The sequence below is a fragment of the Micromonospora musae genome, from assembly GCF_003626545.1.
GTDB lineage: Bacteria > Actinomycetota > Actinomycetes > Mycobacteriales > Micromonosporaceae > Micromonospora > Micromonospora musae.
Window position 1 is genome coordinate 320,398 of record NZ_RAZS01000005.1, and the last position, 19,903, is coordinate 340,300.

The 19,903-nt window shown below is 75.1% G+C and carries 15 protein-coding genes; 4 read left to right on the forward strand and 11 right to left on the reverse strand.

Translation table 11 applies throughout. The features are described from left to right. Positions 1 to 26 precede the first annotated feature (26 nt). From mptB (D7147_RS16160) to D7147_RS16180, 5 genes are read right to left on the reverse strand one after another with little or no spacing between them, the layout of a single operon-like run. Positions 27 to 1,538, reverse strand: coding sequence for a polyprenol phosphomannose-dependent alpha 1,6 mannosyltransferase MptB (mptB, locus tag D7147_RS16160; protein ID WP_407663352.1), 1,512 nt, complete (start codon positions 1,536 to 1,538; stop codon positions 27 to 29). 13 nt (positions 1,539 to 1,551) lie between these two features. Beyond that, complete coding sequence (gene mptB / locus D7147_RS16165) at positions 1,552 to 2,967, reverse strand: polyprenol phosphomannose-dependent alpha 1,6 mannosyltransferase MptB (protein ID WP_120678419.1); 1,416 nt, start codon at positions 2,965 to 2,967, stop codon at positions 1,552 to 1,554. A 52-nt stretch (positions 2,968 to 3,019) separates the two neighbouring features. Further along, the gene (locus D7147_RS16170; RefSeq protein WP_120678421.1) at positions 3,020 to 4,549 is read right to left on the reverse strand and encodes a hypothetical protein; all 1,530 of its coding nucleotides are present in this window, start codon (positions 4,547 to 4,549) and stop codon (positions 3,020 to 3,022) included. 31 nt (positions 4,550 to 4,580) lie between these two features. Continuing rightward, positions 4,581 to 7,760 (reverse strand): bifunctional [glutamine synthetase] adenylyltransferase/[glutamine synthetase]-adenylyl-L-tyrosine phosphorylase, encoded by a 3,180-nt coding sequence (locus D7147_RS16175; RefSeq protein ID WP_120678423.1) that lies wholly within the window; start codon positions 7,758 to 7,760, stop codon positions 4,581 to 4,583. After that, positions 7,760 to 8,530: a type 1 glutamine amidotransferase gene (locus D7147_RS16180; RefSeq protein WP_120678425.1), complete on the reverse strand. Its 771-nt coding sequence runs from the start codon at positions 8,528 to 8,530 to the stop codon at positions 7,760 to 7,762. Before D7147_RS16180 ends, D7147_RS16175 begins: the two co-directional genes overlap by 1 nt. Positions 8,531 to 8,737: 207 nt before the next feature. On the opposite strand from D7147_RS16180, the gene D7147_RS16185 reads away from it, so the two are divergent. Continuing rightward, positions 8,738 to 9,613 (forward strand): S66 peptidase family protein, encoded by an 876-nt coding sequence (locus D7147_RS16185; RefSeq protein ID WP_120678928.1) that lies wholly within the window; start codon positions 8,738 to 8,740, stop codon positions 9,611 to 9,613. Between the two features lie 69 nt (positions 9,614 to 9,682). Here D7147_RS16185 and D7147_RS16190 read toward each other — a convergent pair whose 3' ends face one another. Next, positions 9,683 to 10,573 carry a Vgb family protein gene (locus tag D7147_RS16190; protein WP_120678930.1) on the reverse strand — a complete coding sequence of 297 codons (891 nt, stop codon included), beginning with the start codon at positions 10,571 to 10,573 and terminating at the stop codon, positions 9,683 to 9,685. Between the two features lie 208 nt (positions 10,574 to 10,781). On the opposite strand from D7147_RS16190, the gene D7147_RS16195 reads away from it, so the two are divergent. After that, on the forward strand, positions 10,782 to 11,279 hold the full coding sequence (locus D7147_RS16195; RefSeq protein ID WP_120678427.1) for a hypothetical protein: 498 nt from the start codon (positions 10,782 to 10,784) through the stop codon (positions 11,277 to 11,279). Positions 11,280 to 11,486: 207 nt separating this feature from the next. Here the strand turns inward: D7147_RS16195 and D7147_RS16200 are convergent, their stop codons facing one another. The 3 genes from D7147_RS16200 to glnA all read right to left on the reverse strand — a co-directional run bounded on the left by D7147_RS16200 (position 11,487) and on the right by glnA (position 14,144). Continuing rightward, the gene (locus D7147_RS16200) at positions 11,487 to 11,867 is read right to left on the reverse strand and encodes a VOC family protein (RefSeq protein WP_120678429.1); all 381 of its coding nucleotides are present in this window, start codon (positions 11,865 to 11,867) and stop codon (positions 11,487 to 11,489) included. Positions 11,868 to 12,035: 168 nt separating this feature from the next. Next, positions 12,036 to 12,728 carry a helix-turn-helix transcriptional regulator gene (locus D7147_RS16205; protein WP_120678430.1) on the reverse strand — a complete coding sequence of 231 codons (693 nt, stop codon included), beginning with the start codon at positions 12,726 to 12,728 and terminating at the stop codon, positions 12,036 to 12,038. A 66-nt stretch (positions 12,729 to 12,794) separates the two neighbouring features. Beyond that, positions 12,795 to 14,144, reverse strand: coding sequence for a type I glutamate--ammonia ligase (gene glnA, locus D7147_RS16210; RefSeq protein WP_120678432.1), 1,350 nt, complete (start codon positions 14,142 to 14,144; stop codon positions 12,795 to 12,797). Between the two features lie 234 nt (positions 14,145 to 14,378). On the opposite strand from glnA, the gene D7147_RS16215 reads away from it, so the two are divergent. Next, a complete protein-coding gene (locus tag D7147_RS16215; protein WP_120678434.1) occupies positions 14,379 to 16,139 on the forward strand; it encodes an NAD+ synthase in 1,761 nt (586 codons plus the stop codon). Between the two features lie 122 nt (positions 16,140 to 16,261). Next, the gene (panB, locus tag D7147_RS16220) at positions 16,262 to 17,107 is read left to right on the forward strand and encodes a 3-methyl-2-oxobutanoate hydroxymethyltransferase (protein WP_120678436.1); all 846 of its coding nucleotides are present in this window, start codon (positions 16,262 to 16,264) and stop codon (positions 17,105 to 17,107) included. A gap of 304 nt (positions 17,108 to 17,411) precedes the next feature. Here panB and npdG read toward each other — a convergent pair whose 3' ends face one another. Together npdG and D7147_RS16230 are read right to left on the reverse strand one after the other, a co-directional pair. Beyond that, positions 17,412 to 18,110, reverse strand: a complete 699-nt coding sequence (npdG, locus tag D7147_RS16225; RefSeq protein ID WP_120678438.1) for an NADPH-dependent F420 reductase — start codon at positions 18,108 to 18,110, stop codon at positions 17,412 to 17,414. A gap of 94 nt (positions 18,111 to 18,204) precedes the next feature. Beyond that, on the reverse strand, positions 18,205 to 19,635 hold the full coding sequence (locus tag D7147_RS16230; protein ID WP_120678440.1) for an RNB domain-containing ribonuclease: 1,431 nt from the start codon (positions 19,633 to 19,635) through the stop codon (positions 18,205 to 18,207). Between the last annotated feature and the right edge of the window lie 268 nt (positions 19,636 to 19,903).

A 19,903-nucleotide genomic window follows, 5' to 3' on the forward strand; every position in this document is an offset into this window, starting at 1 on the left:
GATCGAAAACGCCGCAAACCTCTTGATCAACGCGGGGACCGTCGGCGGCGGGTCCGGGACAGGGTCAGGAGGGTGAGGAGAGCCAGAGCGAGGGCGGTCATCGCTATCGCGCCGGGGGCTTTGGTGAAGCGGGCCAGGTTGGTGCCGTCGGGCAGGGTGAGGAACGCGACGAACGCGCTGGGCAGCACGAACCAGATCGTCCGGGTCGCGGCGACCGCCAGCAACGCCAGCGGCCAGGTGGCGTACCAGGGGTGGAACACCGGGGCCAGCACCACCGTGGCGGCCAGCGCCAGCCCGGCCGCGTACAGCGCCACCCGGGGGCGGGCGACAAGCGGCTGGGCCTCCCACTGCCGGACGCCCTCCGACCGGCGAAGCGCCGTCCAGGCCCGCCACCAGAGCAGCAGCAACACCCCGGCCAGCAGCAGCACGCCCACCGCCCGCGCCACCGGCACGGCGTCCGGATCCCGGCCGGCGAGCGCCCCGACGTAGTCGACGACGAAGCCCACCGCCGTCGGCAACGAGGTCCACTGCTCCGAGTCACCGCTGCGACTCAACCCGCCGACCCAGCCGAGCCCGAGGCCGGAGAGGAGCGAGCAGCCGGCCAGCGCCGCGAGCGCCCCGCCGGCCAGCCAGCCGCCGTCGCGCAGCAGGGCGCGTACGGTGAGCCGGCCGGGCACGGCCGCCAAGGCCGCGTACGGGAGCACCACCACCGCGGTCACCTTCACCGCCACGGCCAGCCCGAGCAGCGCCCCGGCGAACAGCAGCGCGGCGGGGCGGCCCGGCCGGCGGAGCAGCACCAGCAGGCCGGGTAGGAGCAGGCCCAGCATCACCGCGTCGTTGTGTGCCCCGGCCAGCAGCTGCACGCCGACCAGTGGGCAGGCGAGCAGCAGCCACACCGCCTGGCGGGCGGGCACCCCGGCGGCCCGGGCCAGACCCGGCAGGCAGAGCGCGACCAGCAGCACCCCGGCCAGCGCGAAGAGCCGCAGCAGCACGATCGTGCCGGTCAGGCCGCCGCCCAGCACCACGGAGAGCGCGGCCAGCAGCACGAAGACCGGGCCGTACGGGGCGGGAGTGTCCCGCCAGATCGGCGCGACGCTCTCCACCCAGGGACAGCCCGCGTCGGCGACCCCCGTGACGTACGGGTCGACGCCGTGCGCGTACGCCCAGCCCTGGCAGGCGTACGAGTAGACGTCCCGGCTGCCCAGCGGCGCGGTGACCAGCAGCGGCAGCGCCCAGAGCCCGGCGCTGCGGTACGCCCAGCCGGTCGACGGCACGCCCCGGCGCAGCGACCACCACGCGCCCACCAGCAGCGCGGTGCCGACGAGCCACGCGCCGAGGATCAGCGGCCCGTGCGGGCCCTGCCAGATGGTCACCGGGGTGACGCCCGACCGCACGGTCGGCAGCGCACCGCCGAGGTATCCGGCGATCGCGAGCAGCACCGCGCCGGCCAGTCCGGCGTACCGGGCACGAGTCGCGGCGGCCGGGCGAGGCTCGTCCCGACGGTCGGACCCGGGCGGCGGCACGCCGGGTCCGGTCACCGGCGTGGCCTCCTCAGTCCGTGCCGACGGTGGCGGCGACCGGCTGACGGGTCGCCCGAGCCGAACGTACCAAGCGGACCACCACCACGATCACCAACAGCGTCATCAGCGGAGCACCGACCGTCTTGGTGTAGCGGGGCAGCCCGGTGCCGTCCGGCAGCACCAGGAACGCCGAGACGAGGGCGACCACGGCGAACCAGCCGATGCGCTGCCGCGACGTGGCCGCGAGCACCGCCAGGGGCCACGTCCAGTACCACGGGTGGAAGAGCGGGGCGAGCGCGACCGTGGCGGTGAGCGCCAGCGCGGCGTGCCAGAGCGGGTCCCGGTCGCGGGCCCGGAACCAGAGCCACACCAGCAGGACCGCCAGCGCGCCCATCCCGATGCCCCGGGTGACCGGCAGCGGATCGCCGTGCCAGCCGAACGGCAGCCCCAGGTAGGCGACGGTCTGCCCGAGCGCGGTGGGCGGCGAGGTCCAGGCGACCACGAGGCCGCCCTGCTCCAGGCCGCTGATCCAGCCGAAGTCGAGACCGGCGGCGAAGGTGGCCCCGACCACTGTCGCGACCGCGCCACCCACCACCCAACCGCCGTCGCGGATCAGCGCCCGGACGGAGAACCCGCCGGCGATCGCCGCCAGCGCCGCGAACGGCACCACGACCAGCGCGGTCGCCTTGATCCCGCCGGCCAGCCCGAGCAGTACGCCCCCGGCGAGCAGCATGCCGGGGCGGCCCGGACGCGCGGCGACCACCGCGAGCCCGGCGATGAGCAGCCCCACCATCGCGGCGTCGTTGTGCGCCCCGGAGAGCAGCTGCACGCCGATCAGCGGGCTGCCCAGCGCCAGCCAGACGGCCCGGCCGGCCGGTACGCCGCAGCGGCGGGCGAGCGCCGGCAGGCTGGCCGCGGTCAGCACGATGCCGGCCACCGCGAGCAGCCGGAACAGCACGATGGCGCCGACGAGCGAGCCGGTCGCCTTCACCACCGCACCGGCGATCATCACGAAGAGCGGCCCGTACGGCGCCGGGGTGTCCCGCCAGATGTAGGAGATGCTGTCCAGCCACGGGCAGGGCAGGGTGGAGACGCCCTGCTCGTAGGGGTTGATGCCGGCGGCGTAGCTGGCGCCCTGGCAGGCGTACGCGTAGACGTCCCGGCTGCCCAGCGGCGGGGTGACGAGCAGCGGCAGCAGCCAGAGCCCGACGGTGACCAGCGCCCAGCGGGTCGACGGCACCCCGTCGCGCAGCGACCACCAGGCATACGCCAGCACGGCGGTGCCGACGGCCCAGCCGATCAGGATCACCGGCCCGTACGACCCCTGCCAGATGCTGAGCGGGGTCGGGCGCAGATCACCGTGCGGCATCGCGCCGCCGAGGAAGGCGACGACGGCGAGCAGCGTCGAGCCGGCCAGGCCGGTCCAGCGCGCGAGGTGGGAAGGCACCCGGACATGCTGCCAGTCCCGGGTTTCCGGCCCCCAGGTGGGCCGGTGGCCGCTACGGGCAGCGTCCGTCCGGTGACAGGCTGCTGGTCAGCGCAAACGTGCCGGGGGTGCCCGCCCGGACGGTGGTCCACCCGTCGGGGCCGGGGGCCAGGCAGCCCGCGCCGCCGTCGAGGGAGAGCCAACGGTTCCAGCGCACCCGGATCAGGACGTCGCCGGGGGCGTCGGTGCTGAACCGGACCCCGGCCGGCGTGGAGCCGACCAGCGTGGCCGGCGGGGAGACGAGGGGCGCCGGGTCGGTCACCTGGTAGAGCCGCCACCGCCCCGGCCGGGCGACCTCCCGCAGGTACGGCTGGCCGGCGAGCACCAGGGCCGCCTCGGCCTGCGCGTACCGGTCGGGGGCGGTGTCCGGCGCGACCGCCACGAAGCTGACCGCGTTACGCCGCAGCCAGTCGCCGTACTCGGCGGGGTCCAGCGCGGAGCCGTAGAAGAGCGCGTTTCGCTCCACGTCCACCTGCCGCTCCCAGCCCCGGGCCAGCGGCACGGCCGCCGCCACGTACGCGCTCTCCCAGTGGTCGCGCAGCGGTACCACCTCGACCCGGCCGACCGGCGCCCGGCGGCCCAGCTCGTCGAGGAGCGGCTGGTGGAACGCCGCATACGCGGGCGCGGAGCCCATCCGGGTGAGATCACTGGTCATCACCGGTGACTGCCACCACACCAGCGCCGCCAGCAGGGCGGCGAGCCAGCGTGCGCCGAACGGCACGAACGCCGCGACGATCGGCAGCGCGAAGAGCATCGGCAGGCGCAGCGCGTTCGAGCCGATCGGGCTCGGCACCTGGTACGCCGCGACCAGCAGCAGCGCGGCCAGCGCCGCGCCGACACGCAGCACCCGGACCGGGACGAGCGCGAGCACCACCACGGCGAGCGCGACGTTGATCCGCATGGACTCGGCGGTGAACGGCTGCCGCCCGCCGTTGCCGAAGAGCAGCGCCATCGGCACCACGGCCAGCACCGGCACCAGACAGAACAGCAGATTCTCCGCCCTCGGGCGCCGGGGCGGCCGGCCGCCCCGCCAGGCGTCGGTGAGCAGCAGCGCTCCCCCGGCCAGGCCGAGGAAGAGGCCGGCCACCGGGCTGCCCCAGGTGGCGAGCGCCGCGAGCGCCGCCCCCAGCAGCAGGCGCACCCACCGGGGCGGCCGGGTGGCGTGCACGGCGCAGAGCGCGAGGAGCCCGAAGGTCAGGCCGACCGCGAACGTGATCCGCCCGCTGGCCAGGTTTCCGACCAGCACCGCCGCGCCGAGCAACCCGCCGAGCAGCGGCCGGCGGGCCCGCCCGCGCAGGAGCAGCCAGGCCAGCGCCACCGCCGAGACCACGGCCGCGACCGCGCCGACCAGCCGCACGCCGACCGCCGCACCGAGGAACTGGGTGAAGAGGCTGTACCCGAACTGGCCGTCGCCGCCGTACCACGAGAAGTCCACCGGGGCGGGCCCGTGGCGCTCGGCGAAGACGGCGCGGGCCACCTGCGCGGAGAGGTCGGTGCCCATCGGCGGGGCGAGCAGGAAGGCGCCGGCGAGCAGCAGAGCCACGACGAGCGTGCCGAGCAGGGTGCGCCGGGGCTCAGGCGTCGAGGACCCGCTCCATCGCCGCCCGCGAGCGGCGGGCGGTGCGGAGGTAGTCGTCGAGGAACTGGCCTGGGTCGTCGGCACCGAGCAGTCGTACCACGCCGGCCAACTCCACGCCGTGCCGGGGCAGCTGGTCACCGGCCCGGCCCCGGACCAGCATGAGCGCGTTGCGGACCTGCGCGGCGAGCGTCCAGCCGGCCGCCATCGCCGCGGCGTCCGCCGGATCGACCAGGCCCGCGTCCCGGGCGGCGGCGAGCGCGTCGAGGGTACGCGTGCCGCGCAGCGCGGGCAGCGACCCGCCGTGGCGCAGCTGGAGCAGCTGCACCGCCCACTCGACGTCGGCGAGCCCGCCCCGGCCCAGCTTGGTGTGGGTGGTCGGGTCGGCGCCCCGGGGCAGCCGTTCGTGCTCCACCCGCGCCTTGATCCGACGGATCTCCACCACCTGCTCGCGGGTCAGCCCGTCGGCCGGGTAGCGGACCGGGTCGACGAGCGCCTCGAACTCGGCGGCCAGGTCGGCGTCGCCGCAGACGAACCGGGCGCGCAGCAGCGCCTGCGCCTCCCACACCCGGGACCAGCGGGCGTAGTACTGCGCGTAGGCGGCGAGGCTGCGCACCAGCGGCCCCTGCCGCCCCTCCGGGCGCAGGTCGGCGTCGACGCCGAGCGGCGGGTCGGGGGCGGGCATGCCGAGCAGCCGGCGCAGCTCCTCGGCGACGGCCTGCGCGGCGGCGCTGGCGGCGCTCTCGTCCGTCCCCGGCGGCGGGTCGTAGACGAAGAGCACATCGGCGTCGGAGAGGTAGTTCGACTCGTACCCGCCGAGCCGGCCCATGCCGATCACCGCGAGACGCAGCCCGGGCGGGGTCGGCTGGGCGGCCCGAGCGATCCGCAGCGCGGCGGCCAGGGTGGCGTCGGTGACGTCGGACAGCGCGGCCCCGACCCTCGTGACGTCGGTCAACGTCGCCGCGACCCGCCCGTCGCCGTCCGCGCGGGGCGGGGCGGGGGTCAGCGAGCCGGCCCGGCTCAGCACGTCGGCGCAGGCGATCCGGACCAGTTCGCGGCGGCGCAGCGCCCGTACCGCCCGGGTCGCCTCGACCGGGTCGCTGTGCCGGGCGGCCGCGGCGGCGAAGCCCTCGCAGAGCACCGTACGGGGGCGCGGGGTCAGCTCGGTCTCCTCGGCGAGCAGCCGCAGCGCCTCCGGCTCCCGGGCCAGCAGGTCGGCGGCGTACCGGGAGGACGAGAGCACGCGGGCCAGCCGGCGGGCGACGGGGCCCTCGTCGCGCAGCAGCCGCAGGTACCAGGGGGTGCTGCCGAGCTTGTCGGAGACCTGCCGGTAGTTGAGCAGCCCCCGATCCGGTTCCGGCGCGTCGGCGAACTCACTGAGCAGCACGGGCAGCAGGGTGCGCTGGATGGCCGCCGTGCGGCTCAGCCCGCCGGTGAGGGCCTGGAGGTGCCGGAGCGCCCCGGCCGGGTCGGCGAAGCCGAGGATCTCCAGACGGTGCCGGGCCGCCTCCGGGGTGAGCCGCAAACCGTCGGCGGGCACCCGGGCGACCGCCTCCAGCAGCGGGCGGTAGAGCAGCTTGGCGTGCAGCCGGCGTACCTCGGCGGAGTGAGTGACCCACTCGGCGCGGAACGCCTCGACGGCACTGCGGCCCGGGGTGGCCGTGTAGCCCAGCGCGGCGGCGAGCCAGCGCAGCGCGCCCGGGTCGGTCGGCACGGTGTGGGTGCGGCGCAGGCCCTGCAGCTGGAGCCGGTGCTCGACGCCGCGCAGGAAGCGGTAGCCGCGCAGCAGCGCCTCACCGTCGGCGCGGCCCACGTAGCCTCCGGCGACCAGCGCGCGCAGCGCCGGGATGGTGCCCGGTTCGCGCAGCGACTCGTCGATCCGGCCGTGCACCAGCTGCAGCAGCTGGACGGCGAACTCGATGTCGCGCAGCCCGCCCGGGCCGCGCTTGATCTCGCGCTCCAGCTCCTTCGGCGGAACGTTGTCGATGATCTTCCGGCGCATGGCGCGGACGTCCTCGACCGCTTCCGGCCGCTCGGCGGCCCGCCACACCAGCGGGGCGAGCTGGTCGATCCACTCCTGCCCCAGCGTCAGGTCGCCGGCGGCCGGGCGGGCTTTGAGCAGCGCCTGGAACTCCCAGGTCCGGGCCCACCGCCGGTAGTAGGCGAGGTGGCTGGCGAGGGTGCGCACCAACGGTCCCCGGCTGCCCTCGGGGCGCAGTGCGGCATCGACGGGCCAGGCGACCAGCCCACAGATGTGGATCAGCCGGGTGGCGATCGTGGTGGCCGCGGCCAGGTCGTCGTCGGAGGCGGCCACGAAGATGACGTCCACGTCGGAGACGTAGTTCAGCTCGTCCCCGCCGCACTTGCCCATCGCCACCACGGCCAGGCTCGGCGGGGGTGTGCCCTCCGGCAGCTCCCCGACGGCGAACCCGTACGCCGCCCGGAGGGTGACGTCGGCCAGCGCGGAGAGCGCGGCCATGGTCTGCTCCAGCTCCTGGCCGCCGGTCAGGTCCGCCGCCGCGATGCGCAACAACGCCAGCCGGTACGCCTGCCGCAGCGCGGCGATCGGGTTGCCGCCGACGATCGGCTCCAGCCGGCCCTCGGCGGTCGGGGCCGACCCGTCGGGACTGGTCCGGAGCACGGTCCAGTGCTCCGGGTTCGCCACCAGGTGGTCGCCGAGCGCGGACGAGGCGCCGAGCACGGCGATCAGTCGCCGGCGCAGTCCCGCGTCGGCGGCCAGCGCCGCCAGCAGCGTCGAACCGGCCCCGATGCCGGCCGCCCCGTCGCCGGCTGCCGCGTTCCCCTCGGCGGTGGTGGCCGACCTCCCGTCGCCGGCGGCCCCACCCGCCGCGTCGGCGGTGGCTGATCTCGCGTCGGTGGCGGCCTGGCTTGCGCCGGTGGTGGCGGCCGGCCGGGTCGACGCGGCGTTCCCGGCCGCCCGCTGCTCGGCCTCCACCAGGCGGTGCAGCTGACGCAGGGCCAGGTCCGGCTCGGCCGCCCGGGAGAGCGCGGCGAGCAGCTCCGCCGCACGCTCGTCGACGGGCTCCTGGCCGGCCGGTCGCCACAGGCCCAGGCCGTCCGGTCCGAGCAGGTCCGCGGCGCGGACGCCGCCGTCGGCCTCAGCCGTGCCGAAGCCGTACCGGGCGAGCCGTCCGGGAGCGCTGGTCGACCGGCTCATCACTGCCCGAGCAGGGGCAGGCTGCGACGCGCGGCGCTGCCGTCGTCCAGCTCGCCGAGGGCCAGCGCCGCGAACCGCGCGGCGAACGGCTGCCAGACCTCCTCGATGTCGACAAGCACCGCCTCGCAGGCCGCCACCACCAGCTCCGGGTCGTAGCCCAGCTCCGCGAGAGCTGTCGAGTCGGCCGCCCACCGGGCGATCTGGGCGGCGTCGCACTCGATGTGGAACTGCAGCCCCCAGGCCCGGTCGCCGAGCCGGAACGCCTGGTGCGGGTAGCGGGTGGAGGCGGCCAGCAGGGTCGCGCCGTGCGGCAGCTCGGTGATCTCGTCGGCGTGCCACTGGAGGACGTCCGGGATGAGCGGCACGTACCGGAAGAGCGGGTCCTGCTCGGCCGCGTCCCGCCGGCCCACCACCGCGGGCCCGATCTCCGGGCCGGAGGGGCTGCGCTCGACCTGCCCGGCGTGCGCGGCGGCGAGCAGCTGCGCACCGAGGCAGATGGCCAACGTGGGCACCCGGTGCCGTACCGCCTTGCGCAGCAGGCCCTCCAGCGCCGGGAACCAGGGTGCGCCGGGCGAGCCGTCCGGCAGGGGGTACGCCTGCTGTGCCCCACCGAGCACCACCAGCGCGGCGTAGCCCTCCAGGTCGGCGGGGAGTTCGTCGCCGGCGTGCGGACGCACCACCCACAGCTCGAGGCCGGTTTCGGTCAGCCACTCGCCCAGCCGGCCCAGTTCGTCGCTCGGGTCGTTCTCGATCACCAACGCGGTTGCCACGCAGTCGAGGCTATCCGGTGCGCCCCCGAGCCCCGCACCCTCGTCCGGCCGGTGGCATCGACGTGGCGGCCCGCAGGGCCCCCGTCGAGGTACCTGCCCGGCGACGGGAGGCGGGCCGGTGGGAGGCGCGGGATAGGCTCTGCCGCTGTGACCAGCGCTGCCCTCACGGTCCTCCGCCCGCCCGTGCTCCGCCCCGGCGACACGGTGATGCTGGTGTCCCCGTCCGGGCCGACCCGCCCCGAGCGGGTGGCGCGCGGCGTCGAGCTGCTCACCGGCTGGGGACTGCGCCCCGTGCTGGCGCCGCACGTCTACGACCGGCAGGGCTACCTGGCCGGCGCGGACGAGCTGCGGGCGGCCGACCTGAACGAGGCGTTCGCCGACCCCCGGGTACGCGGCGTCATCTGCACCCGCGGCGGCTACGGCGCGCAGCGGGTGGTGGACGCCATCGACATGGACGCCGTACGGCGGGATCCGAAGGTGGTGGCCGGCTTCTCCGACGTCACCGCGCTCCAGCTCGCGTTGTGGCGGGGCGCTCGGCTGGCCGGCGTCCACGGGCCGGGGGCGGCGTGGACGGACGAGCGGACGCCGCTGCGCTCCGCCGAGTCGCTGCACGCCGCGCTGATGACGACCGAGCCGGTGACGGTGGCCGCGGTCGCCGAGGAGGAGACCTTCGCGGTGCGGGTGCCCGGCCGCGCGACCGGCCCGCTGCTCGGCGGCAACCTGTGCATGATCACGGCTTCGCTCGGCACCCCGGACATGCCCGACCTGACCGGGGCCGTGCTGCTCGTCGAGGACGTGCAGGAGCCGCCGTACAAGGTCGACCGGATGCTCACCCAGCTGCGCCGGGCCGGTGCGCTCGACGGCCTGGCCGCGGTGGCGGTCGGGCAGTTCACCAACTGCGCGGACGGCTGGCCGGTGACCGTCGCGGACGTGCTCGCCGAGCGCCTCGGTGACCTCGGCGTGCCGGTGCTCGGTGGTCTGCCGATCGGCCACGGCGTCGGCCAGCTCACCGTGCCGGTCGGCACCGAGGCCACCCTGGACACCACCACCGGCACGCTCACGGTCACCCCGGCCGTCCGCTGAGCGACCGCACCCCGTTGATCATGAGGTTGGCGGGGTGAGTCGACCGGTTCGGCCCCGCCAACCTCCTGATCACGCCGAGCGTGGGGTGAGGTGGGCCAGGTGGCCGGTTTCGAGGGCGGCCCAGACGGTGGCGTCGGAGGCGATCGTGAGGCCGTGCGGCTCCGAGTTCGGGGTGGGCAGCGGGTAGCTCTCGATCCGGCCGGCCACGTCGACGTGACCGATCCGGTTGCCGCCCCACTCGGTGTACCACGCCCCACCGGCGCCGTCCCCGACGATCGCGTGCGGCCGGGCGGAGCGGTCCGGCAGCGCGTACTCCCGGATCCGGCCGTCCGGCTCGACCCGACCGAGCTGGCCGGCGGCGATCTCCACGAACCAGAGCCCGTCGGTGTCCCCGCTGATCCCGACCGGCCCCGCGTTCGGCGTCGGCAGCGGATGAACGGTGACACCGCCGTCCAGGTCGACGCGGGCGAGCGCGTTCGCCTGGTTGAGCGTGCACCAGACCGCCTCGTCCGGCCCGGCGGCGACCATCGACGCGAACGCCCCGGTCAGCGGCAGCGGGACCGTGGTCACCGTGCCGTCGGTGGTCACCCGGCCGACGGTGTCGGAGTTCATTCCGGCGTACCAGAGCGCGCCGTCCGGGCCGGTGACGATGCCGCACGGGCCGGTGCCGGGCGGCAGGGTGACCGCGCTGAGCTCGCCCGCCGTGGTGATCCGGCCGATCCGGTCGTCGCCGGAGCGGGTGAACCAGAGGGCGCCGTCCGGGCCGGGCGCGATGATCAGCGGTCGGCTCTCCGGCGCGCCCAACGACCAGGTCCGGACGTCGCCGTCCGCGCCCACCCGGGCGACACCCGCGGCGTGGACCAGCGTCAGCCAGAGCGCGCCGTCCGGGCCGGTGGTGATGCCGTACGGGCCGGCTTCCGCCTCGCTCACCGGGAACTCCCGGATGGGGGTGTCGGTCACGCTGTGCTCCTCGGGCTCCGGCCGGGCCTCGACGGTGCCACCCGGTCCGCCGGCCAACCCTGCCGACGCTCCGGCACCGACGCAACCCGTTTGTCCGGGTCCCCGGCGAGACTCCCAGCCGACTGACAGCCTCACCACGGCTGCCGCCAAGCCGCCCTGGTCACTGTCGGTGAAGTCAGGGCATCAGGACGAGGAAATTGGAGGACCCATGTCCCGCGGCATCAGGAAGAAGCACCTGCTGGCCGGTCTGGCCACGGCGGGCGTACTCGGGGTGGGCATCGCCGCGCCGACCATGGCGTTCGCCGCCGACGGCGGCACCCCGACGCCGAGCGCCAGCACCACCACCGACGGCGACCAGCAGAAGGCGGCCGACCACCAGGGGAAGTTCGCCGAGGAGCTCGCCAAGGAGCTGGGCGTGCCCGCGGAGAAGGTGACCGACGCCCTGAAGAAGCTGCGTGACGAGCACAAGGCCGACCGGCCGCAGCGCCCGTCCGCCGAGGATCGGCAGGCGCGGCTGAAGGAGCGCCTGGACCGGGCGGTAAAGGACGGCAAGCTCACCCAGGAGCAGGCCGACGCGATCGTCAAGGCCGTCGAGGCCGGCGTCTTCCCCGGCGGCCCGGGCGGTCACGGCCGCCACGGCGGTTGGGGTGGTTGGGGCGGTCACCGCGGCGACAGCGGCACGCCCGAGGGCACGACCGGCAGCTGACGGCCCACGGCCTCGCCCGCCGACGTACGGGATGCGGCCGGCCGCCGAACCCGGGACCCGCACGGGCCCGGCGGACGGCGAGCGGCGAGCGGCGAACAGGGCCGCGCGGACCGACCCGGGGTTCGGCGGCGTGGGGTGTCGAACGGGACACCGCCACGCCGCCGACCCGGGGTGCGGCAGCGGAGCATCGTCCGCGCCGCCGACCGGTCAGGCGCCGGCCGGCCCCGGCGGCGGCGTGAAGACGCCGACGTGGTTGCCGGCCGGATCGAGGATGTGGGCGAAGGTGAGCCCGTTGTCGTTCCGCTTCGTCGGCACCAGCACCTTGCCGCCCGCCGCCTCGGCCCGCCGACAGGTCTCCGCCACGTCGGTCACCTGCACGTAGAAGATCGCGTAGTTCGGCCCGGTCCCGGCGGTGCCACGGATCGCGCCGCCGATCCCGCCCTCGCCGCCCTCGGTCGTCCGGTACGACGCCTCCCCGCTCCCCTGCTCGGTGAAGCTCCAGCCGAAGAGGTCGCCGTAGAACCGCTGCGCCTCGTCGGGCCGTTCGGTGCCGATCTCGAACCAGGTGACGGCGTTGTCGATGGTCATCTGTGGCCTCCCGTTCCACGCGCCGGCCACCCGGCCGGCGCTGTCAGAAACCAGCCTCGGCCTCGCTCGCGACACCGTGCTGTCGGTGTTTCCCGGGCAGGTCCACGAACTTCCGCACCGGCGCCGCGCCGGCTCCCACCGCGGCGGCGAGGGTGTGGCCGGCCGCGCTCAGACCAGACTGAGCGGGCGCACCCGCTCGTGGGGGATGTCGAGGTCATCGAGGCTCAGTTCCCGGGTGACCACCTCGGAGAGCGGCTGCACGGACACGATCCGGTCGGTGCGGAAGGCGCGGACTCCGGCGCGCAGCCGGCACCAGGCGAGCAGATACCAGTGCCGCGGGTTGCCCAGGTAACCCAACGGCTCCACCGCGCGCAGCGAGTCGGCGCCGCTGCGGTCGGCGTACCGGATGCGAAGCACCCGCCGTGCGAGGACCGCGTCGGCGACCGCGGCCGGGACGGGCGTCACCGGCCCGTCGCCGATCAGGTGCACCCGGCCCGCGAGCCGGTGCGCCTCGGCGACGTCCGCCGCCGGCATCACGGCGACGAGCTTGCGCAGCGCGGTGGCGGCGGCCGCGACGAAGGGCGTGCCGCGCAGCCGGTGCAGCGCCATCGCCATCGCCACGGCCTCAGCCGCGGTCAGGTTGACCGGCGGCAGGGTGCGGGCACGGTCCAGCACGTAGCCGCCGGTGCGGCCCGGCTCGGCCCAGATCGGCACCCCGGACTGCTGGAGCGCGCCGATGTCACGTTCGATGGTGCGGCTGCTCACCTCGAAGCGCGCGGCCAGCCAGCGGGCGCTGCGCGGCCGCGGTGACACCGCCCGCAGCTCCTCGACCAGGGCGTAGAGGCGGTCGGTGCGGTTCACCGCGTCAGGCTAGGCCGGGGGTACGACGAACCCGCGCGACCCGTACGCCGCCGGCGGTGGAACCGGTCAGAGCGACAGGTAACGCTGCCGCTCGTACGGGGTGACCTCGCGGCGGTACTGCTCCCACTCGGTGCGCTTGTTCCGCAGGAAGAAGTCGAAGACGTGCTCACCGAGCACCTCGGCGACGAGTTCCGACCCGGCCATCACGTCGATCGCCTCGGCGAGGTTCTCCGGCAGCGCCTCGTACCCCATCGCGCGCCGCTCCGCGCTGGTCAGCGACCAGACGTCGTCCTCGGCGCCCGGCGGCAGCTCGTAGCCCTCCTCGATCCCCTTCAGGCCGGCGCCGAGCAGCACCGCGAAGGCGAGGTACGGGTTCGCCGCCGAGTCTGGCGAGCGCACCTCGACCCGGGCCGAGTTCGGCTTCCCGTACGCGGGCACCCGCACCAGCGCCGAGCGGTTGAGGTGACCCCAGCAGACGTACGCGGGGCTCTCCGTGATCCGGTCCGGCAGGTGCTGCGGGAAGAGCCGCTTGTACGAGTTGACCCACTGGTTGGTGACCGCCGTGTACTCGCGGGCGTGCACCAGCTGGCCGGCGATGAAGGACTTCGCGACCTTGGAGAGCTTCATCGGGTCGCCGCCGTCGTGGAACGCGTTGCGCTCCCCCTCGAAGAGCGACAGATGGAGGTGCATGCCGCTGCCCGGCTGGTCGGTGAAGGGCTTCGGCATGAAGCTCGCCTGCACGCCGGTGGAGAGCGCCACCTCCTTGACGACGTGCCGGAAGGTCATGATGTTGTCGGCGGTGGTGAGCGCGTCGGCGTACCGCAGGTCGATCTCCTGCTGCCCGGGCGCCACCTCGTGGTGGCTGAACTCCACCGAGATGCCGATCCGCTCCAGGGAGAGCACCGCCTGGCGGCGGAAGTCCCGCGCCACGGCGTGGGTGGTGTGCTCGAAGTAGCCGCCGGTGTCGACGGGGGTGGGCAGCGAGCCGTCCTGCGGGCCGTCCTCGAGCAGGAAGAACTCGATCTCCGGATGGATGTAGAAGGTGAAGCCCTTGTCGGCGGCCCGGGAGAGCGCCCGGCGCAGCACGTGCCGCGGGTCGGCCCAGGACGGGCTGCCGTCGGGAAGCAGGATGTCGCAGAACATCCGGGCGCTCTCGCCGCTGACGCCACCCTCGAACGGGAAGACCTGGAAGGTGGTCGGGTCGGGCATGGCCACCATGTCCGATTCGAAGACCCGGGCGAAGCCCTCGATGGAGGAGCCGTCGAAGCCGATGCCCTCCTCGAACGCGGCCTCCAGCTCGGCGGGGGCGACCGAGACGCTCTTGAGCGTGCCGAGCACGTCGGTGAACCACAGCCGGACGAACCGGATGTCCCGCTCTTCCAGCGTACGGAGGACGAACTCCTGCTGACGGTCCACTTCCACCCCTCGTGACGCTCTTCGTTACCGCCGACTGGGCCGGCGCGGCCTGACCGACCAGTCTCCACGGGCCTGGTTACGCCGACGTTACGCGACGGGCCGGCACCCGTCCCGTCGTGCGTCGGCAGGCAGGCCGGCGGGCCGCGCCGCCGGCCGGTTGGCCCCCGTGTCGGGGCACTCCGGCGTCTCCCACGCCCGTGGTGTCGGCCCGACGCTCTGGGGAAAGATGGGGCCATGCCCACCCTGCGTATCGCCTTGTCCCAGGTCAACCCGACCGTTGGCGACCTCGCCGGCAACGCGCGCCTGGTCCGCGTCTGGGTGCGCCGGGCCGCCGACGCGGGAGCCCAACTCGTCGCGTTCCCCGAGATGATGCTGACCGGGTACCCGGTGGAGGACCTGGTCTTCCGGCGGTCGTTCGTGGCGGCGTCGAAGGCGGCGCTGGACCGGCTCGCCGCCGACCTCGCCGCGGACGGGCTGGGCGAGCTGCCGGTGGTCGTCGGCTACCTGGACGCCGACGGGCCGCCGCAGGTCTCCGGCGACGCCGAGCCGGGCCGGGGCGCGCGCAACGCCGCCGCCGTGCTGCACCGCGGCGTGGTGGCGACCACCTACTTCAAGCACCACCTGCCGAACTACGGGGTCTTCGACGAGGACCGGTACTTCCTGCCCGGCGACATGCTCACCGTCGTGCGGATCGGCGGGGTGGACGTGGCGGTGACCGTCTGCGAGGACCTGTGGCAGGCGGGCGGCCCGTTCGCCGCGGCCCGCCAGGCCGGGGTGGGCCTGGTGGTCAACATCAACGGCTCGCCGTACGAGCTGAACAAGGACGACATCCGGCTGCCGCTGGTCCGCCGCCGGGCCGCGGAGGCCGACGCCGCCATCGCGTACGTCAACATGGTCGGCGGGCAGGACGAGTTGGTCTTCGAGGGGGACTCGATGATCGTCTCGGCCGACGGTGAGCTGCTCACCCGCGCCCCCCAGTTCGTGGAGCACCTGCTCGTGCACGACCTGGAGCTGCCCGCCGCCGGGGAGCCGGTCGATACGGGCGAACGGCTCGCCGACGGGCTACGGGTGCTCCGGACGACCGTCAGCGAGGAGCTGCCGGCCCCCGTGGGTCCACCCGCGGTCGGCGGGACGATCGAGCCGGTCGCCGACGAGGCCGAGGTCTGGCACGCGTTGGTGCTCGGCCTGCGCGACTACGTCAACAAGAACCGTTTCCCGTCGGTGGTGCTGGGCCTCTCCGGCGGCATCGACTCGGCCGTGGTGGCCACGCTGGCCGTCGACGCGCTCGGCCCGCAGCGGGTGGTCGCGGTCTCCCTGCCCAGCCAGCACTCCTCCGAGCACTCCCGGGAGGACGCGGCGGACCTCGCCAAGCGCACCGGGCTGGACTACCGGATCGAGCCGATCCAGCCGATGGTGGACGCCTTCCTCGCCAACCTGTCGCTCTCCGGCGTGACGGTGGAGAACCTCCAGGCCCGGGTACGCGGGGTGATCCTGATGGCACTGTCGAACCAGGAGGGCCACCTGGTCCTGACCACCGGCAACAAGAGCGAACTGGCGGTCGGCTACTCGACGCTCTACGGCGACTCGGTGGGCGGCTTCAACCCGGTGAAGGACGTCTGGAAGACGCTCGTCTGGCGGCTGGCCAAGTGGCGCAACGCCGACGCCGTACGACGCGGCGAGACCCCGCCGATCCCGGAGAGCTCCATCGGCAAGCCGCCGAGCGCGGAGCTGAGCCCGGGCCAGCTCGACAGCGACACGCTGCCCGACTACGACGTACTCGACCCGATCCTGATCGGCTACGTCGACGGCGATCTCGGTCGCGACGGGCTGGTCGGGGCGGGGCACGACCCGGCGGTGGTCGACAAGGTGCTGCGGATGGTGGATACCGCCGAGTACAAGCGCCGGCAGGCAGCGCCCGGCCCGAAGATCTCGATGAAGGCCTTCGGTCGGGACCGGCGGCTCCCGATCACCAACCGCTGGCGGGAGGACGGCTGACGTACCCCGGTCGGTGTCGGAGTGAAATCCTCCACTGCGCCCTGCCGCCGCCGGGTCGTCCGGTGCGACGATCGCGGCGGAACCCGGGGACCGCGCACGCGGCCTCGAGGAAGGAGAGAGCCATGGTGGAGTCCACCCCGACCGAGGTGACCGCCCTCTACGGCGGGCCGGCGACCCGGCGGGTACGCACCCGTGACCTGATCGCCGCCAAGGAGCGCGGCGAACGGTGGCCGATGCTCACGTCGTACGACCAGTACACCGCGTCGATCTTCGACCAGGCCGGCATTCCGGTGCTGCTGGTCGGCGACTCGGCGGCGAACAACGTCTTCGGCTACGAGACGACGATCCCGGTCACCGCCGAGGAGCTGCTGCCGCTGGTACGCGCGGTGGTCCGGGCCACCCGCCAGGCGCTGATCGTCGGCGACCTGCCGTTCGGCTCGTACGAGGAGGGTCCGGCGCAGGCGCTGCGCACCGCCGTCCGGTTCATGAAGGAGGGCGGCTGCCACGCGGTGAAGCTGGAGGGTGGCCGGCGCTGCGCCGAGCAGATCGCCGCGATCACCGGCGCCGGCATTCCGGTGATGGCGCACATCGGCTTCACCCCGCAGAGCGAGCACGCCATCGGTGGCTACCGGGTGCAGGGTCGCGGCGACGCCGCCGAGGAGGTGCTCGCCGACGCCCGGGCGGTGGCCGAGGCGGGCGCGTTCGCCGTCGTCCTGGAGATGGTGCCGGGCGACGTCGCGAAGCGGATCACCACCGAGCTGAGCATCCCGACCGTGGGCATCGGCGCCGGTCCGGACACCGACGCCCAGGTGCTGGTCTGGCAGGACATGGCCGGGCTGCGCACCGGCCGGGCGCCCCGCTTCGTCAAGCGGTACGCCGACCTGGCCGGCGCCCTCGCCGACGCCACCCAGCGCTTCGCCGACGAGGTACGCGGCGGCCAGTTCCCCACCGCCGAGCACACCTTCTAGGGTCTGTTTCATAAGGCTCGCCCGAGCGAGCCGAGGCCCAGGCGGCGGTCCGGCAAGGCGGAGGTTCGTGCGGATACCGGTGTGGTATCCGGACGAACCTCCAACGCGGCCGGTCGTCGCCTGGGGCCGGCGCAGCCGGGCACGGTCTTATGAAACAGACCCTCGCGGCGAGTCTGGCCGGACGCCGGGCAGCGCGCCGGCGTCCGGCCCCCCGGCCCCGTGGGGCGAGGTCGACCGGCGTCGGCCGGGTCACGGTCCTGCCGGGCACCTCGCCGCCCGCCGCCGAACGCCGGCGGGGTGACCGTCAGAGATCGGTGACGCGGATGCCGGAGTGCGCCTTGTAGCGCTTGTTGATGGCGATCAGGTTGGCGGTGAAAGCCTCGATCTGGTGGGCGTTGCGCAGCCGGCCGGCGTAGATCCCGCGCATGCCGGGGATCCGCGCGGCGAGGGCGGCGACGACGCCCACGACGTCCCGGTCCTCGGTGCAGATCAGCACGTCCAGCTCGATCCGGTCGACCTCCGGGTCGGCCAGCAGCGGCGCGCTGACGTGGTTGAACGCCGCGCAGACCCGGGAGTCGGGCAGCAGTGCAGCGGCCTGCTGCACCGCGCTGCCCTCCTCCACCTTCAGCGGGTACGGACCCTGCTTGTCGAAGCCGAGCGGGTTGACGCAGTCAACGACGATCTTGCCGGCGAGCGGCTCGGCGAGGGCGGCGACGACGGCCGCGTGCCCGTCCCACGGGACCGCGATGATGACCACGTCGCTGTCCCGGGCCACCTCCTCGTTGTCCGCGCCCGCGATGCTCGCCCCGGCCGGCACGCCCGGCAACGCCGCGATCTCCTGCGCCGAGGCGGCGGCCCGCTCGGCGGAGCGCGATCCGATCAGCACCGTCTGCCCGGCCCGGGCGAACCGGTAGGCGAGGCCTCGCCCCTGGTCACCGGTGCCGCCGATGATGCCGACGGTCAGCCCGGTCACGTCGGGCAGCGTGCTCGCGTCGTATCCCATGGGCTCATCCTCGCAAACCCCCGGCCACCCGCCGAGAGGCAGGCACCCGGCACGGGCGGGCCGCTCCCGCGCCGGGCGCGACGGCGGACGCCGGTCAGGCGCGTTCGAAGAGCACGGTCCGGCCGGCCGGGTCGGCGCTGACGAGGCGGGCCCGGATCCGTTCGCCGAGGGGCAGGTCACCGAGGCAGCGGGAGCGTACCGGCGGATCGTCCAGGGCCACCGTCCCACCGGGCGGCCGGGGGCGGGAACGGCCGTTCGGCGGCGCGTCGACGTCGAGGACCGCCGCGTCGAAGACCTCCCCCACCCGCTCCGCCAGCAGCACCGCCTCGGTGAGCTCCACCGCGCCGCGGGCGGCGGCGGAGGCCGCCCGATCCGTCGTCGCCATCACCTCCGGCAGCCGGGGCAGCGCCGCGCGCGCCCAGTCCGGCACCGGGCGGTCCTCGTGCAGGGCCAGGCAGACCTCGGTGGCGTACCGGTCGGCGAGCCGTCGCAGCGGGGCCGTGACGTGGGCGTACGCGGCCGCGACCCCGCCGTGCTCCGGCTGTTGCGGCAGTTCGCCGTCGAAGGCGGTGTACGCGGCCCCGCGCATCAGCTCGGCCGCCTGGTCGATGAAGGCCGCCGCCCGGGGCTGCGCGGGGTCGAGGCCGGCGATGACCTCGCCGGGGCTGGCCCCCTCGGGCCAGTGCACGCCCAGCGGCGCGGCGGCGGTACGCAACCGCTCCACCGCCTCCGGCTTCGGCGCCGGCATCGTACGCAGCAGCCCGATCCGCCCGGCGAGCATGATGTCGGCCGCCGCCATCCCGGTGAGCAGGGAGATCTGGGCGTTGTGCTCCTCCATCGGCACCGGCCCGCGCAGCACCAGCCGCCAGCCGTCACCGTCGGCCTCGACCTCCTGCTCGGGCAGCGGCAGGTTGATCGCCCCGCGGCGCAGTCCGCGCTCGGTCAGCCGTACGCCGAGCTCCGGAAGCAGGGCGATGGGTTCGGGCAGCCGGCCTTCGTCGGCCCCGGCCTGCACCCCGGCGTAGTTCAGCTGGGCGCGGCTGCGAACGAGGGCGCGTTCCAGTTCGACCGCGACCGTCGCGCCGTCGGCGTCCAGGTCGATGGTCCAGACGACGGCGGGGCGGTCGACGTCGGGGAGCAGGCTCGCGGCGCCCTCGCTGAGGGACTTCGGGTGCAGCGGCACGGTGCCGTCCGGCAGGTAGACGGTCTGACCTCGACGCCAGGTCTCCTCGTCCAACGCACCGCCGGGACGGACGCGCGCTGCCACGTCGGCGATCGCGTACCGCACCCGGTAGCCGCCGCCGGGGCGGCGGCTGAGGTGCATCGCCTGGTCGAGATCACGGGAGCCGGCCGGATCCACCGTCAGGAACGGAACATCGGTCCGGTCGACGCCGGGTCGGGGCGGGTCGGCGGCTGCGGCGTCCGCCTCCTGCCGGGCCGCCGCCGGGAACTCCTCGGGGAGTCCCAGCTCGCGGCGCAGCGCGGCGAAGTCGATGCGGGGCGCGAGGACGCGTCGGATGACCACGCGCCCATCCTGACAGTGCGGGCGGCGTTGCGCCCGCCCCGGGCAGCCGGGCACGCACCGTGGACCGGCGCGGTGTCGGTGTCGGCGTCGGCATCGGCATCGGCATCGGCATCGGCATCGGCGGGACCAACGGGCCGGCCGAGGTCCGTGCCGGCCGAGCTGCGGGGCGGGCCGGCCGGCCGGGAGCCGGCCGGCCCGCTACCCCGGTGTACGGGTGCCGACGGCGGGATCCGGGTGAGCTACCCCGGTCTTACCGGCGGCGCGGCAG

What these genes read in the sequence shown, in the direction of transcription:
- D7147_RS16175 (WP_120678423.1), bottom strand. Translation starts at nt 7,760, where the DNA reads ATGAGCCGGTCGACCAGCGCTCCCGGACGGCTCGCCCGGTACGGCTTC.
- D7147_RS16185 (WP_120678928.1), top strand. Translation starts at nt 8,738, where the DNA reads ATGCTGGTGTCCCCGTCCGGGCCGACCCGCCCCGAGCGGGTGGCGCGC.
- D7147_RS16195 (WP_120678427.1), top strand. Translation starts at nt 10,782, where the DNA reads ATGTCCCGCGGCATCAGGAAGAAGCACCTGCTGGCCGGTCTGGCCACG.
- D7147_RS16200 (WP_120678429.1), bottom strand. Translation starts at nt 11,867, where the DNA reads ATGACCATCGACAACGCCGTCACCTGGTTCGAGATCGGCACCGAACGG.
- D7147_RS16215 (WP_120678434.1), top strand. Translation starts at nt 14,379, where the DNA reads ATGCCCACCCTGCGTATCGCCTTGTCCCAGGTCAACCCGACCGTTGGC.
- panB (WP_120678436.1), top strand. Translation starts at nt 16,262, where the DNA reads ATGGTGGAGTCCACCCCGACCGAGGTGACCGCCCTCTACGGCGGGCCG.
- npdG (WP_120678438.1), bottom strand. Translation starts at nt 18,110, where the DNA reads ATGGGATACGACGCGAGCACGCTGCCCGACGTGACCGGGCTGACCGTC.